This window comes from Psychrobacillus sp. NPDC096389, assembly GCF_044762855.1.
Taxonomy (GTDB): Bacteria; Bacillota; Bacilli; order Bacillales_A; family Planococcaceae; genus Psychrobacillus.
In genome coordinates this window covers 75,509-90,706 of record NZ_JBIWFB010000008.1, presented here as the reverse complement: position 1 = coordinate 90,706, position 15,198 = coordinate 75,509, and the positions used below count along the sequence as shown (strand labels likewise).

Below are 15,198 nucleotides of genomic sequence, written 5' to 3'. Positions count from 1 at the left end.
TAAAAGAAAGAAAAAAAGGCTCCTCAAAAGTTTGGGACTTATGAGAAACCTCTATTATTTAAGTGTTTTTTAAATTTCGCAATCATTTGGTTTTGAATTACTATATTGATACCTATAAAGCATTGATGTAACAAACTTTTAAGTAACTGATTACATCAATGAAAAAAAGAAGCTGTCTCCATTTTCATTGGAGACAGCCTCTTTTTATGAATAGGATACGCTATTTCGCATTCATCATCAGCATTATCGATGAACTTCGATCGTTCCTTTATTTACAAACAAATACTAATTATGCTTTTGGAGGTGTTCCTTCAGCATTTGATACAATTGCATCGATTTGGATTAGAGCATCTTCAGGTAAAGCTGATACACCAACTGTTCTTCGTGCAGGAACACCGCCTGGGAAGAATGTTTTGTAAGCTTCATCTACAGCATCCATATCTGCAATATTTTTAACGAAGATATTTACTTTAACTATATCTTCCATAACGTGGTCGATACTTTCTACAATTGCCTTGATATTTGTCAAGCACTGTTCAGCTTGCTCTTTTACACCACCAGCTACTAATTTACCCGTTTTTGGATCCAAAGGTAATTGAGCTGAAAGATGATTGTAATGAGAGAACGCTACAGTTTGTGTAGATAGAGAATTCTTTGGTGCATTTTCAGTGTTGTTTGCCCATATAACAATACCATGTCTGTCTTCAATAGCTTGTGGAGGTGTACCATCTCCGTGTGAAACTACTGCTTCAATTTGTACTAAAGCATCCATTGGTAAAGCTGAAGCTGCAACTACTGTACGTGCAGGGACGTAGGCTACGGCTCTAGCGATAGCTGAATCTGGGAAAAATGTTGAATAAACTTCATTTACAGCTTCAGTATCTGAAAGGTCTTTAAGGAAGATATTAATTTTAACAATATCATCAAAAGGAACGTCGATACTTTCTAAAATTGCCTTGATATTTTTTAAGCACTGTCCAGCCTGCTCTTTTACACCGCCAATTACCAATCTGCCAGTTTTTGGATCGATAGGTAATTGAGCTGAAAGATTATTGTAATGAGAGAAAGATACAGTTTGTGTAGATAGAGAACTTGTTGGTGCATTTGACGTGTTATTTGTAAGTTTTATGAGGTCGCCTGCTTGAGGTGCATTTGGAATTGTACCTTCTCCGTGTGAAACAAGTGCTTCAACTTGAACCAAAGCATCCATAGGTAGAGCTGCAACTGCAACTGTTGTTCGTGATGGAACATAAGTTGGGAAGAATGTTTTATAAACCTCGTCTACAGCGTCCACATCTTGGATATCCTTAACGAATACTGTGATTCTAACAATGTCACTCATAACATGATCGATGCTGTCTACAATTGCTTTGATATTTTTAAAGCATTGTTCAGCTTGCTCTTTTATGCCACCAGCTACCAATTTACCCGTTTGAGGTTCGATAGGTAATTGCGCTGAAAGATTATTGTAATGAGAGAATGCTACACTTTGTGAATATAGACCGTTTCCAGTTGGAGCATTTTCCGTATTTTTTGCTGTTACTGCGTTATAGTTGCTCATGATACGATTTCCCTTCTTGATAAAAATTTACTAATCTAAGTATGCACCGAAAAACACGGTCTTAACCGCTCAGAATGCACTACAAAATTATAGCAGGATTTGTTCATTTCGTCTAACGTTTTGTGAGAATTGAACAACAAAATAAATAAAAAAAAACTTCCCACAAGTTCAATGAACTTGTGGGAAGCTTCTTTTTCACATAAATCCGTATCTAAGATTGTTGAGGAACAACCAGTATCAAGCAAGACATTACAAAATATCTTATCTTCCCATTTGTACTCAAGCCCCACTGAAACTAGAGGAAGAAGATCGTCCATTTCAAATTTCATCCTCTACTTCGCGCTCCTATATACAAAGTGTTGACCGCATTATCGCATCGTTAACTGGAGGATAAAAGAGCGGTAAATCAACATTTTGATTATTTTTTACTGTCACATCTTTAACGGGACTTTACTATTTTTATAAGATTGTGTTGGCAAAATGTTAACATTTTTTAAGGTTTCATATCTAAAACTTTAAAAAAGAAATCAAAGCAGCTATACCTAGAGGACTACTGCTTTGATTTTTTATTGGAAAATCAATTCATTTTTAAATGCTTTAAACTTATTGACATAGTTTTTCTGCTTATTTATAATTTAAAACGGTAATTTGAAATTAGCTAAGCTTGGCAGAGCATTAGCATAGAGGACTATTTGTTGCAGTAGATATTAGTAATAACCCATTAAACTTCAACTGCACTAATATCCTCTTCCTCTTCTGTTACTTTCATAAAGTCAATCATCACTATAGCTTCTTCATCCTCATGGTTAATTGTAAAGTTACTATAAACATTTTTAAGATCCGCAATTCTTTCAGTATGACCTATTTCAAAATCAGTGATGTCAATTTCAATACTATCAGGGATATCATTTGCTTTAGCAGTTATATTCAATTCATGAAGAAATTGTTTGAAGATTCCCCCTGCTTTCTCGCCGTTTGATGTTCCCCTTACAACTACACTAACTTTTGTATCAATTTCGGTGTGCTTATCAACCTGAAGAAAATCTACATGCAGTACTTCCCTAGTTAATGCTTGATCTTGGTAATCTCTTAAAATAACATTTTTTGATTCTCCAGCAAGATTTAGAGATATAATACCATTTCTACCAACAACTTTTATCACGTTACGTAAGTCTGCATTTTTTAAATAAATAGATTTGGTACTAATCCCCCTCCCATAAACAACTGCAGGGATTTCCCCATCATTTCTCAATTCCTTCAAAGAGGATTTTTTAAAGTCCTTTCTTTCTTGAGCTATTAACGTATTCATTTTACTTCCACCTTTCTTTTTGAATCTTAGACTTTCATTTTTATAGAAGAGTCTAAGAATTACCTTACTATTCAAGTATACCCAATTCATTCTATTATTTCATTGAAAAGGCCTATTCAAAATAATTAGTTCAATCAACCTAAAAGAAAAGGCTTCCCCCAGTTGTATTAAACTGGTGAAAACCTTTCCTTAATTTAGCCACTATTTAATTTAAGGCTCTCATAATGCTTATTACATCATGCCGCCCATGCCACCCATATCAGGCATACCCATGCCGCCTGCTCCTGCTGGTTCTGGAATGTCTGCCACTACTGCTTCTGTAGTTAAGAATAATGCAGCTACAGATGCAGCGTTTTGAAGCGCTGAACGAGTTACTTTTGTTGGATCTACGATACCTGCGTCGATCATGTTTACCCATTCACCGTTAGCTGCGTTGAAACCTGTGCCGATTTCTTCGCGTTTTAGACGGTCTACTACGATTGAACCTTCTAAACCAGCGTTGTTAGCGATTTGACGAACTGGTTCTTCTAATGCACGAAGGACAATTTTCAGACCTGTTGCTACGTCGCCTTCTTGAGCTGCTGCAACTTCAGCCACCTTGTTGTATACGTTTACTAGTGCAGTACCACCACCAGATACGATACCTTCTTCCACAGCTGCGCGAGTTGCGTTTAGTGCATCTTCAATGCGAAGTTTGCGTTCTTTTAGTTCTGTTTCTGTTGCTGCTCCGACTTTAACTACTGCTACGCCACCAGCAAGTTTAGCTAGACGCTCTTGTAGTTTTTCTTTATCGAATTCAGAAGTTGTTTCTTCTAATTGTGCACGGATTTGACCTACACGGCTAGCGATGCGATCAGATTCTCCGTTACCTTCTACAACTGTTGTGTTGTCTTTTGTTACAACAACTTTAGAAGCTCGTCCAAGTTGTGTAATGTCTGTAGATTTTAAATCTAGTCCTAAATCTTCTGTAATTACTTCAGCGCCAGTTAGGATAGCGATATCTTCTAACATTGCTTTACGACGGTCTCCGAATCCTGGAGCTTTAACAGCTACAGCATTGAATGTTCCGCGTAATTTGTTAACAACTAGAGTAGCTAATGCTTCCCCTTCTACGTCTTCTGCGATTAGTAAAAGTGGTTTGCCTTGTTGTACAACTTGCTCAAGTACAGGAAGGATTTCTTGAATGCTAGAGATCTTTTTATCTGTAATTAAAATATATGGATTGTCCAAAATTGCTTCCATTTTATCTGAGTCTGTTACCATATAAGGAGATGCATATCCACGGTCGAATTGCATACCTTCTACTACGTCAAGTTCTGTAGTGAATCCTTTAGACTCTTCGATAGTGATAACTCCGTCGTTTCCAACGCGTTCCATAGCTTCAGCAATTAGTTCGCCAACTTCTGAATCTCCAGAAGAGATCGCAGCAACTTGAGCGATAGACTCTTTGCCTTCGATTTGTTTAGAAATTGTTTTTAACTCAGTAACTGCTACAGCAACTGCTAGGTCAATACCTTTACGGATACCAACTGGGTTTGCTCCAGCTGTTACGTTTTTCAATCCTTCACGGATCATTGATTGAGCTAAAACTGTTGCAGTTGTAGTACCGTCACCAGCGATATCATTTGTTTTAGAAGCAACTTCTGCAACTAGTTTTGCACCCATGTTTTCAAATGCATCATCTAATTCGATATCTTTAGCAATTGTTACACCATCATTTGTAATAAGTGGTGAACCGAATTTTTTTTCAAGTACGACGTTACGTCCTTTTGGTCCAAGCGTTACTTTTACAGCGTCTGCTAGTTTATCTACCCCACGTAGCATTGCACTACGAGCGTCTTCACTGAACTTAATTTCTTTTGCCATGATTTAGTTACCTCCTAATTTTTGTTTCAATTTTTTATTAGCCAATTACTGCTAGAACATCGCTTTCGCGTAATATTAAATATTCAGTGCCTTCATATTTTACTTCTGTACCTGCATATTTAGAGAAGATAATGCGGTCTCCTTCTTTTACGTCCAATTCTACACGAGTGCCGTTATCAAGTACTCGTCCAGAACTTACAGCAACAACTTTCCCTTCCTGTGGTTTCTCTTTAGCAGAGTCTGGAAGAACGATGCCGAATGCTGTTTTTTCTTCTACTTCGATTAATTCGATTACGATACGATCACCTAATGGTCTTAACAAGTGAAACAACCTCCCTAAATTTGTCGAATTTTATATTATTAGCACTCTTACTCTTTGAGTGCTAACACACTTATAATAATAATTAATAACAGAACATTTTGCAAGTAAGAAGGCTAACTTTTTCTTTTATCTCTTTTTTCCTTTACAATAAAGAAGATTGTTAATATAGAGAGGAATTATTTTAAATGAAACAACAAAAAACTGGACTTTATATTTTAATTACCTACTGCGTGATGCAACTTTCAGGAGCAGTTTTTGTACCCCTCTTTTATAAATTAATCCAAACGATGGAAGTAAAAGATCCAGAGCTTACCACTTACGGTTGGTGGGTATTTATCAGCATGGGGATTGCCACCCTCGTTACACTGCTCATTATTCGTAAAGATAATACATTTTTGCGTCCATTAAAAGGACAGCAAGCTACTTTAGGTGGGGTAATTGGCTTTGGAATACTTGGATTTTTCCTTGTTTTTTTTGGTCAAATTATTGCTGCGAATTTGGAGCAAGCTTTTGGAATAGAAGCAGGGTCCGCAAATACAGAGCAATTTATTGAGATTGCGCATAGTGTCCCTTTTGCCATTTTTTCTATCGTTATTTTCGCTCCTATATTAGAAGAATTGATTTTCCGTCGTATCATTTTCGGTTCTTTATTACCTAAAACGAACTTTTTTGTGGCGGCGCTTGTTAGTGCAATTGCTTTTGCAGTCATACACTTCGAGTTCACGCACATCCTACTATATGCCGTGTCTGGGTTTATATTCGCTTTTATTTATTACAAAACAAAACGCATTACAGCATCGATTATTTCCCATATGTTACTGAATGGTTTTGTAGTACTTGTTCAGTTTTACGGCGAAACGATCCAAAAGTTTCTAGAAACCTATTCACAAATGCCATAATGAAGAGCAGCTCATACATGTGTGAGCTGCTCTTCATCATTGTGCGGAGTCTATGTTTTGTTAAAGCGCGGATATCGCTTCCTTATGCTCGGTTACACTGACTTTATGCTCGCATACCTCTTCTCTTTGCTCGGAGGACTTTTCATTGCGCGGCTACCACTTCGTTATGCTCGGATACCCCCTCCCTTTTACAAAAAACACCATAGATAAAAGCCTTCCAACAGTCGGAAGGCTTTTTTCATTCTTCAGTATGTTCATTTCGTATTAAGTAAATTAGCGTTTGCACTTCGACAGACAAATCGATCGTATGCACGCGAATTGTATCTGGTACCGCTAACCTTACCGGCGTAAAGTTTAAAATGCCTTTAATTTCTGTTTTCGCCAAACGATCGGCAACTTCTTGTGCAGAGCGACTTGGAACAGTAACAATTACCAATTCAATGCCGTACTCTGCAAGTTTCGTTTCCATCACACTTGGATGAAAAACGGGAATATCACTTTTCATCATTCCTTCTACTGGTGCCTTCGTGTCAAATGCAACAACAATTTTTGTATTATGATTCTTCTGAAAATTATATTTAAGAAATGCAGTTCCTAAGCTACCTACCCCAACTAATGCCACATGAGCAGCTTCGTCTTGGTCTAGCGTTTTTCGAAAAAATTCTAGAAGCGTTGGAACATCATAACCATATCCTTTTTTTCCAAGTGCGCCAAAATGAGAGAAATCTCTTCTGATTGTAGCGGAATCTATTTTCATCGCTTCACTTAGCTCTTGGGAAGAAACTCGTTTATGTCCCGCATTATGAAAGCTTTGTAAAAATCTATAATATAACGGAAGTCTTTTCGTTGTTGCTTGAGGAATTCTTGGAAGTTCAGGTTTCATAAAAAACCCTCCTATTTCTTTGGTACAAATCGTTATTATATTACTAGACATTTCCTTCCTTGTAAAGCTAGGGCGTTGCAACGTTCGTCCCTATCTATTACACTAAGGAGAGAATTGAGGTGCGAATAATCGTGATTGTTTTACAAGTCAATCAAGTAACCAAATCCTTTAACGGAGAAGATATATTAACAAATGTAAAGTTAGAAGTACAAGACCGAGATCGTGTCGCACTCGTCGGACGAAATGGTGCTGGAAAGTCTACTTTACTTAAAATAATTGCCGGTGAAATGTCCTATGATTCCGGTGATATCATCATGCCAAAAACAGTTCGCCTTGGCTATTTAGAGCAACATGCTGGACTTGAATCGAAGCTATCCATATGGGATGAAATGAAATCTATTTTTAGTCATTTAATCGATTCCGAAAAAGAGCTACGTTCACTAGAAGCACAAATGGCTGATCCTTCTATTTATGAGGATACAGAAGCTTACGCACGCGTCACTGCAGCGTACGATGAATTACAACTTGCTTTCAATGAAGCTGGCGGTTATCGATTCGAATCAGATATCCGTTCCATTTTACATGGTATGCAGTTTTTCCCAGAAGATTATGATAAGCCCGTACAAGCATTATCTGGTGGGCAAAAAACGAGACTGGCACTTGCAAAAATGTTACTTAGCAAACCAGACTTACTCATCCTAGATGAGCCAACAAACCATTTAGATATCCAAACACTTAGCTTTTTAGAAAATTATTTAAAAAACTATAATGGAGCCGTTTTAATCGTTTCCCATGATCGATACTTTTTAGACCAAGTCGTGAACTTTGTATATGAAGTTTCTCGACATAACGTGACTAGATATGTTGGGAATTATAGCGCTTATTTAGATGAAAAAGCGAAAAACTATGAGCTCGATAAAAAGAAATATGAAAAACAACAAGAGGAAAAAGCTAAATTAGAAGACTTTGTGAGCAAAAATCTAGCACGTGCTTCTACCACAAAAATGGCGCAGTCTAGACGAAAAGTGCTTGAAAAAACAGACTGGATGGATGCCCCAGATGGCGACGAAAAATCTGCTACTTTTGGATTTACGATCGATCGACCAAGTGGAAATGATGTATTACGACTTGAGGAAGTTTCTGTAGGATATCCAAATAAAACAGTCTCATCGAATATTTCATTTTCCGTATATAAGCAAGATCGTATTGCACTTGTTGGCCCAAATGGTGTTGGAAAATCTACTCTACTAAAAACATTGATGAAACAATTGAATAGTAATGCTGGGAAAATCCAATACGGGACAAACGTTCAATTTGGTTACTATGACCAAGAACAAGCCGCACTCACTGGCAATAAAACCGCCTTGCAAGAACTATGGGATGAATGGCCACTGATGAATGAAAGAGATGTCCGGACTGTGTTAGGACGCTTTCTATTTAGTGGAGATGATGTACAAAAAACAATTGCTACGTTATCTGGTGGAGAGAAAGCAAGACTTGCATTAGCCAAATTAATGCTGCTAAAAGCAAATACACTTGTACTTGATGAACCTACCAACCATTTAGATTTAGATAGTAAAGAAGTACTTGAAAATGCATTACTCGATTTTCCAGGTACTATAATTTTTGTATCACATGACCGGTACTTTATTAACCGAATTGCAACCAAAGTGATTGAGTTGTCTAGCGATCAAGCGACCCTTTTCTTAGGAGATTACGATTACTACTTGGAAAAGAAAGAGGAATTAGAAGAGCTTGCAGAAGAAAATGCCGTTATTGAGAAAACGGTTGTTGTGAAGGCAAACACATCTACCATTGATAAAGAAGCCAAAAAGAAGGAACGTCAATTACGTCGTCAGTTGGAAGAGCTAGAAGCTCAAATGCCGACAGTGGATTCTGACATAGCTTCTATAGAAGAGAAGCTTTGTGATCCAGCAATATTCCAAGACCATGAAGCAGTACAAAAATTGCAATTAGAACTGGATGCATTAAAAGAAACACAAGATTCATTGTCAAATGAATGGCTGGAGCTACAAGAATTATTAGAAGAAATAGCTTCAAACTAAAGGGATTCCTATACGGGAATCTTTTTCTTTTTTCTGGGAAGAAATTGTTTTTCATGCTTAGCTAATGTTATATCGCATTCATCTCTTCGTTCCTCTCGTTCAGCCATTTATCGCAAAATCTAATGTCGAATTTCGTCTATATATGTTGGTCAAGTACTTTTTTTCTCGATTTCATTTTCCACAATTTTATTCACATGAAAAAACTAGTAATACCAACATATCAACAGACTTATACACATTATCCACAGATTTCAAACTATACTATCCACATAGTTGTGTGTAAATGAGACACAATATATAGAAAATACAAAACTTATGCACATCTTATCCCCAAACTGTGCATAAGTACGAATGTTCTCTATTGACAAGTTGAATAATACCTGTTAAAAAATCCCCTTTTCTTGTCGAAGAAAAGGGGATTTGCGTTAGTTCCAACTATTTAATTCCATTCCAGGTCGACCATTCATCGACATATCACTTGTTTTTCCTGCAGAAAATTTGGAATTTCCTGCAGCAGCAATCATTGCTGCATTATCTGTACATAATGAAATCGAGGGCACGTAAAATGGAATATCCTCTTTTTCAAATGTTTCTTCTAAAGATTTACGGAGCCCTTTATTTGCAGCAACCCCACCTGCGGCGATTACTTGTTTCACGTTAAATTGTCGTGCTGCTCTTAACGTTTTGGTCGTCAATACTTCAATCACACTTGCCTGAAAACCTGCTGCTAAATGATTAGGATTAATCTCTTCGCCGCGTTGCTCTGCATTATGTTGATAGTTAATCACTGCAGATTTCAGACCACTGAAGCTAAAGTCGTAAGATCCTTCTTCTAACCACGCTCTAGGAAAAGGCACAGCTCCATCACTTTCATTTGCAAGTCGGTCAATATGTGGACCACCCGGATACGGCAAGTTTAATACTCGAGCTACCTTATCATACGCTTCACCGGCAGCGTCGTCCCGTGTTTCTCCGATTAGTTCGAATTGGCCATCTTTCTTCATCAATACTAATTCCGTATGACCGCCCGACACGACTAACGCTAATAGCGGAAACTCCATCGGTTGCACAAGTGCATTTGCATATATATGACCTGCGATGTGATGTACCCCTACTAAAGGAAGGCTGTTAGCAAATGCAAATGCTTTTGCAGCATTTATACCGATTAATAGCGCACCTACTAATCCTGGTCCTTCTGTAACCGCAACGGCATCTAAATCCTTTGGTGTCATATTTGCTTGTTTTAGTGCTTCTTCCATTACAATTGTAATTTGCTCTACATGATGTCTCGACGCAATTTCTGGCACAACTCCACCGAAACGCTTATGACTTTCGATTTGAGAAGCTACTACGTTGGAGATAATTTCATGTCCATTTTTTACGATAGAAGCGGCCGTTTCATCACAGCTCGTTTCTATACCTAATATATACTGATCTTTTATCATTTGAACTCCACCCACATGACAAGAGCATCCTCTTGTGTATCTGTATAATAATTTTTTCGTATGCCACCATCTTGGAAACCTAGTTTATAATACAAGTTTTTGGCGATATCATTTGTCACACGTACTTCTAGCGTCATTAGCACTACGTCTTGTTCAAGTACTACACGAATTGCTTCACGCATTAAGCCTTCGCCAATTTTCAGTCCGCGCATACGCTCTGAAACGGCCACATTTGTTATATGACTTTCATCCATGACAATCCACATACCACAATATCCAACGATTTCTTCCGTTTCTGTCTCCGCCACTATATAGTGCGAATACAAATTCGTCGTCATTTCATGTTCGAATGCTTCTCTTGTCCATGGTGTCGCAAAAGCTTCTTCTTCTATTAAAAGTATTTGATCTATATCTTCCAATGTCATTTTTCGATACGTAATGGTTTGATTAGTTATCATTTTTCTTCTGCTCTTTCATCCAGTTTGCTTCTGCCTCTGTTATACGTAAGTATTCGGGAACGGTCGTATGCGCTTCTGTTGGTTGTTGCTTTTTGGCTAGTTCGATTAACACTGCTGCACTTGGTAAAGAGAATGCCGCATTCGCATGTTGCACTTTATCCCCAAGCACTTCTTTTATTTGTTCCCAATGTATGTTAACGTCCATTCCGACAAATAAAACTGGTTGTCCCATTTCATCCACTTTTTTTAACAATTCCGTAAGCGCCATATGTGCTTCTTTCACTACTTCCCCGTCCACATAAATTCCCGCAAAAACATTGCCGCGCCTAGCATCCATAATAGCACAAACAATTCCAGGGAAATAAGGTGCATTCCCAGCCAACGCTTGCAAGCTTGATACCGAAACAATTGGCACATTCAGCGTCCATGCAAGTGTTTTCCCTATTGTCACACCGATTCGAACGCCTGTATAAGAACCTGGTCCTTCCGCAACAGCAATGGAGTCAATATCACTGGGCTTAATATCCGCTTTTTTTAATAACTCCTCAATTGCAGGCATTGCCCCTATCGAGTGCGTAATTTTAAGGGATGACTTATACTCTGCAAGTACTTGGTCATCCTTTACAATAGCTACCGCAAGCGGTGTATGGGATGTATCTATTCCTAACCAAATCATTCAAAAAGCTCCTCACATAATCGTTCATATCGTGTACCAAACGGAGTAAACGTAAATTTTCGCTTATCGTCTTCTAGCCGATGGATTTGAATTGCTAAACGCTCTTCAGGTAAATCTTCTTTTATCAAATGCGCCCACTCAATAATGCTTACGGCATCTCCGTAAAACAACTCATCCCATCCTAAATCTTCATCACTATCTGCTAGGCGATATACATCTAAATGGTTTAAAGGAAGTCTACCCTCATATTGCTTTAAGATAGTAAAGGTCGGGCTATTTACATTCCTAGTTATTCCAAGACCTTTAGCTATACTTTTTGTAAATGTTGTCTTGCCAGCTCCTAAATCGCCTTCTAACGTTAGTACGTCACCAGGTCCCAGTTTGTCGGCAAACTGATAGGCAAGTTTTTCTGTCTCTTGCTCCGAATTAATTATACGTTCATATATCATCAGTCGCTATCCTTTCAAGTACTTATCTGTTTGCTTCTATTATAAAGAAATAGTAGAAGGAATGTAAGTAGACAGCCTTTAAGCCAAAAAAATCACTTCGCGAAATGGCGAAATGATTTTACTTTCATTAGTGCACGAGACGTACGATTTCTTGTACGGCTTGTTCTCCAGCATGCACCCATCTATTTTTGTCCTCAATTTTTCCGTCTTTATCGAGAGGTTCTTGGAACTGATTGAACCCACTAGAAGTTAATAATGAATTTTCATCCCTATCTAAGCCAACGTTTACGACGTGTTTAATAACATAAGGAGTTTGAAATCTTATATATGCGTGTTGATGATCCAAGTCACCTTCTAGTACTTCAAATGGAAGCCTTAAATAGATTGTCTCTCCTGCTTCCCTCCATAAAACATTATCGAAGCTTCCTTTATGATAATCCCAGTTCCCTCCAATACTATACCCCAAGCGCTGAATGCTATCTCGCAATTGTCCAAAGTACGCTTGCTTTCCTTCTAAATCTGTTTCTAGCTGTAACAAAGCTATTCACTCCTTCTAATATACTCTCTCCTATCTTCTCCCAAAAGAAAACTTTACAAACAGACTGAATGTAAAAAAGACTAATAAAAAGGAGTCGTAACTCTCTTTTTACTAGTCTTTTAAATAACAATTTAATACTTTCTTAATGACAAAGGTTTTTTAGAAAACCATTCCCGGCGAATAAAAGCAGTGCATAATGCCAGTAATTCTTCAATTCGTTGCGTAGATGAAGCTAGAATTCGGATCGTAAATCCCGACTCATGAAGCATGGACATTCCTATTTTACAATCTCCGATATGACTTTCCAACTCTTCATACAATTGATTAAGAAAACTGGTTGTACTTCGCTCATCCACTACAATCATGGAACCTAAATGCGTGAAGTTTTCCATAAACCCTATATCTTCTACTTGTGAATCACTAGGTTGTAATTTTAAATGATCGAAAGCAATCAATTGGTCTTCCAAATATATTTCATTCTTCAAGCGAAGCTGTTCATACTTAAACCATTCACCATCCGGAGACCAGCCCGGCGTTAGTATATCCGTATAAACAAGTGTGGATCCTTTTTCCATTCTAATTACTGTGTTTTGGTTATACCTTGCATCCCGATAAGCAATCAGTGGATCTGGAATGTATTCGAGAACACTACCTTTTTTTAAAATAAATTCCGTTTCCTGAAGTACTGGTGCTGTCGGAGTTCGGTATACTTTCGTAGCAGATTGGGTTGTTAATATTAACTCAGCCTGTTCTTCCAGTGTCACTTCTATTCGATAAGTGTCACCACCGACATAACCACCACCAGGATTCACGATAAAAAAGCACGCCTGTCCCGTATTATCCAGATAGTTCGGGCGAAGTACCTTCAATGCACCTTGGAAGTACACCGTTTTTGTGACGGTTTTTTCTTTCTTTTTTTCCATCACAAGTTGTAGAATCCCCGTCCAATTTTCCATCTTATTTCAATCCTGAAAGTAAGGCATTTTTACGAATCCAATCCATTACTTCCTCTAGGCCAGTATTGTCCTTAAGATTTGTAAAGATGAATGGTTTGTTTCCTCGAAACACTCTTGTATCCGAAGCCATTACGTCTAAGTTTGCACCTACATATGGAGCAAGATCAGTCTTATTGATAATGAACAAATCGGATTTAATCATCCCTTGTCCACCTTTACGAGGAATTTTTTCTCCTTGTGCAACATCAATAATATAAATGGAGAAATCAACAAGCTCCGGACTAAATGTCGCAGCTAAGTTATCTCCACCACTTTCAACAAAGATTAAATCTAGATCAGGGTGACGTTTTTTCAAATCTTCAATTGCAGCGGAGTTCATCGATGTATCCTCACGAATAGCAGTATGTGGACACCCTCCTGTTTCAACCCCAATAATACGATCTTCTGGAAGAATACCATTTGTCATTAAAAACTTTGCATCTTCTTTTGTATAAATATCATTCGTAATAGCAGCCATACTGATTTCATCTGCCATATGGCGAGTTAATTTTTCTACTAACATTGTTTTCCCAGCACCTACTGGGCCACCTATTCCTATTTTAATTGGTTCCATTTTTAAATTATCTTCCCTTCATCAAGACATGAATATGCGAATATTCACACGTTCATGTTTCATCTGCGATATTTCTAATCCTGGCGCCACAGCACCAAAATCGTCTTCTTCGAGAAGCGCTATCCTGTCTGCAGCTTCCCCGATATATGTTTGAAACTCTCTTAATAATTGTTGTCCGGCCGTTTGACCTAATGGTATTCCACGAACTGCATTTTGAACTAATCCTGAAATAGAGGAATAAAGAAACGCTGATATCGCTAAATTTTGTGGAACTTCCAACTGAAAAGCGATAATGGAGAATACAATAGCAGGGTGTGCAAAAGACACTCCTTCAGTTACACGTTGCTTATATGTTTGCAGGAGAGGGCTTGGGTATAAATCTAAGCCCAAGGTGAGCATTCTCTCTCCCATTTTGTTTGTGCCTTCCCGCGTTTCACGAGCTAAGTTTTGAACCGTAATACGTCGGTCCAATTCCCATATTTTCTCCAAATTATTCGTCGCCAAAGCCTCGTAAACAAGTCTACTGGCAAGCCCATCTGAATAGAGAAGTTGCTCATCTAAATACATTTTGAGCCACTTAGAAAAGCTGGTTTTATCATGTACTTTGTTTTCTTGAATATACGTTTCCAAGCCAAACGAATGACTAAATCCCCCGGTCGGCAAATTGGAGTCGCATAATTGAAACAAAGACAACAAGTAATTAGTCATGACTATGCCCAATATGGCGGAAGGCTTGTCTCACTTTACGTTTCTCTCGCGCAAATGGAATTTTAAGCTGTTCTAATAATTCCTCTACCAAATAATCATATTGCACAAGCATTTGGTCTTCTTCAAACTGAGCAGGTAAATGTCTATTCCCTAATTGGTGAGCGATTGTCCCCATTTCATGCATGCTTCGCGGCGAAATGATTAATAAATCATCCGGAAAAACTTCAATGATAATCATATTTTTCTCGTCCATGTACAGCACGTCTCCAGCTTGTAAATCCTTTGCTTCCTTTAAGCGAATCCCAATTTCTTTGCCATGGTCTGTTGTGACTCTTTGAATACGCTTAACAAGGTCACTACTTTCCAAATATATTTTTTCTTTATGTGTACTTTCCAAAACCTTTGGATCTATTAGATCGATATGTGTTACTACTTCTTCAATTATCATT

General features: G+C 37.9%; 16 protein-coding genes. 2 read left to right on the top strand and 14 right to left on the bottom strand.

Translation table 11 applies throughout. The features are described from left to right. Positions 1-289 precede the first annotated feature (289 nt). The 4 genes from ACIQ38_RS17820 to groES form a co-directional block, all read right to left on the bottom strand. Positions 290-1,561 carry a RidA family protein gene (locus tag ACIQ38_RS17820; RefSeq protein WP_402826104.1) on the bottom strand — a complete coding sequence of 424 codons (1,272 nt, stop codon included), beginning with the start codon at positions 1,559-1,561 and terminating at the stop codon, positions 290-292. A 721-nt stretch (positions 1,562-2,282) separates the two neighbouring features. Continuing rightward, on the bottom strand, positions 2,283-2,870 hold the full coding sequence (locus ACIQ38_RS17815; RefSeq protein WP_402826101.1) for a 50S ribosomal protein L25: 588 nt from the start codon (positions 2,868-2,870) through the stop codon (positions 2,283-2,285). Positions 2,871-3,101: 231 nt separating this feature from the next. Then, positions 3,102-4,736: a chaperonin GroEL gene (gene groL / locus ACIQ38_RS17810; protein WP_402826098.1), complete on the bottom strand. Its 1,635-nt coding sequence runs from the start codon at positions 4,734-4,736 to the stop codon at positions 3,102-3,104. A gap of 37 nt (positions 4,737-4,773) precedes the next feature. Then, a complete protein-coding gene (groES, locus tag ACIQ38_RS17805) occupies positions 4,774-5,058 on the bottom strand; it encodes a co-chaperone GroES (protein ID WP_093274211.1) in 285 nt (94 codons plus the stop codon). A 185-nt stretch (positions 5,059-5,243) separates the two neighbouring features. Between groES and ACIQ38_RS17800 the strand changes: the two genes are divergently transcribed. Then, positions 5,244-5,957: a CPBP family intramembrane glutamic endopeptidase gene (locus tag ACIQ38_RS17800; protein WP_402826095.1), complete on the top strand. Its 714-nt coding sequence runs from the start codon at positions 5,244-5,246 to the stop codon at positions 5,955-5,957. 238 nt (positions 5,958-6,195) lie between these two features. On the opposite strand, the gene ACIQ38_RS17795 is transcribed toward ACIQ38_RS17800, so the two are convergent. Then, positions 6,196-6,840: a redox-sensing transcriptional repressor Rex gene (locus ACIQ38_RS17795; protein ID WP_402826092.1), complete on the bottom strand. Its 645-nt coding sequence runs from the start codon at positions 6,838-6,840 to the stop codon at positions 6,196-6,198. 131 nt (positions 6,841-6,971) lie between these two features. On the opposite strand from ACIQ38_RS17795, the gene ACIQ38_RS17790 reads away from it, so the two are divergent. Then, positions 6,972-8,906 carry an ABC-F family ATP-binding cassette domain-containing protein gene (locus ACIQ38_RS17790; protein ID WP_402826394.1) on the top strand — a complete coding sequence of 645 codons (1,935 nt, stop codon included), beginning with the start codon at positions 6,972-6,974 and terminating at the stop codon, positions 8,904-8,906. 425 nt (positions 8,907-9,331) lie between these two features. Here ACIQ38_RS17790 and tsaD read toward each other — a convergent pair whose 3' ends face one another. From tsaD to ureE, 9 genes are all read right to left on the bottom strand, one after another. Next, the gene (gene tsaD, locus ACIQ38_RS17785; RefSeq protein WP_402826090.1) at positions 9,332-10,351 is read right to left on the bottom strand and encodes a tRNA (adenosine(37)-N6)-threonylcarbamoyltransferase complex transferase subunit TsaD; all 1,020 of its coding nucleotides are present in this window, start codon (positions 10,349-10,351) and stop codon (positions 9,332-9,334) included. Further along, complete coding sequence (gene rimI, locus ACIQ38_RS17780; protein ID WP_402826087.1) at positions 10,348-10,809, bottom strand: ribosomal protein S18-alanine N-acetyltransferase; 462 nt, start codon at positions 10,807-10,809, stop codon at positions 10,348-10,350. Before rimI ends, tsaD begins: the two co-directional genes overlap by 4 nt. Then, positions 10,799-11,485 carry a tRNA (adenosine(37)-N6)-threonylcarbamoyltransferase complex dimerization subunit type 1 TsaB gene (tsaB, locus tag ACIQ38_RS17775; protein ID WP_402826084.1) on the bottom strand — a complete coding sequence of 229 codons (687 nt, stop codon included), beginning with the start codon at positions 11,483-11,485 and terminating at the stop codon, positions 10,799-10,801. The genes rimI and tsaB overlap by 11 nt, the downstream gene beginning before the upstream one ends. After that, positions 11,482-11,934, bottom strand: a complete 453-nt coding sequence (tsaE, locus tag ACIQ38_RS17770) for a tRNA (adenosine(37)-N6)-threonylcarbamoyltransferase complex ATPase subunit type 1 TsaE (RefSeq protein WP_402826081.1) — start codon at positions 11,932-11,934, stop codon at positions 11,482-11,484. Before tsaE ends, tsaB begins: the two co-directional genes overlap by 4 nt. Positions 11,935-12,061: 127 nt before the next feature. Continuing rightward, entirely contained in the window at positions 12,062-12,472 is a 411-nt protein-coding gene (locus tag ACIQ38_RS17765) for a YugN family protein (protein WP_402826078.1), read from the bottom strand. 131 nt (positions 12,473-12,603) lie between these two features. Further along, positions 12,604-13,428, bottom strand: a complete 825-nt coding sequence (locus tag ACIQ38_RS17760) for an urease accessory protein UreD (RefSeq protein WP_402826075.1) — start codon at positions 13,426-13,428, stop codon at positions 12,604-12,606. Between the two features lies 1 nt (position 13,429). Further along, entirely contained in the window at positions 13,430-14,041 is a 612-nt protein-coding gene (gene ureG, locus ACIQ38_RS17755; RefSeq protein ID WP_142604883.1) for an urease accessory protein UreG, read from the bottom strand. Between the two features lie 21 nt (positions 14,042-14,062). Further along, on the bottom strand, positions 14,063-14,749 hold the full coding sequence (locus ACIQ38_RS17750) for an urease accessory protein UreF (RefSeq protein WP_402826070.1): 687 nt from the start codon (positions 14,747-14,749) through the stop codon (positions 14,063-14,065). Further along, positions 14,742-15,197, bottom strand: a complete 456-nt coding sequence (gene ureE, locus ACIQ38_RS17745; protein ID WP_402826067.1) for an urease accessory protein UreE — start codon at positions 15,195-15,197, stop codon at positions 14,742-14,744. Before ureE ends, ACIQ38_RS17750 begins: the two co-directional genes overlap by 8 nt. Position 15,198 lies beyond the last annotated feature (1 nt).